The sequence below is a fragment of the Pseudomonas sp. 2822-17 genome, from assembly GCF_002742485.1.
GTDB lineage: Bacteria > Pseudomonadota > Gammaproteobacteria > Pseudomonadales > Pseudomonadaceae > Aquipseudomonas > Aquipseudomonas cyclaminis.
On record NZ_LJRZ01000829.1, the window covers coordinates 1 to 238 of the forward strand.

Consider the following 238-nt stretch of genomic DNA (forward strand, 5'->3'; position numbering starts at 1 on the left):
CTTCTGGAGACTGCTGTTTGAGAAGTGCGGTTAAAAAACCTCCAATTGTACAGTCCCCTGCACCCGTAGTTCCTGCCACTTTCACATCAAAGCAGGGGACGAATAGTTCTCGTCCTTTCCAGTTATGCATTGACAAATTTAATTTTTTTATAATATGGTCCAGTTTAGAATTATCTGCTGATCGAAAATATAAGCCTTGATGTCCTAGTTTGATCAAGATTATGCCACAATCTTGTAC

1 protein-coding gene is annotated in these 238 nt (G+C 39.5%); it reads right to left on the reverse strand.

All coding sequences use genetic code 11. The features are described from left to right. On the reverse strand, window positions 1–217 hold a 217-nt coding region (locus AOA60_RS32450; RefSeq protein WP_218240920.1), incomplete at its 3' end, for a PfkB family carbohydrate kinase. Window positions 218–238 lie beyond the last annotated feature (21 nt).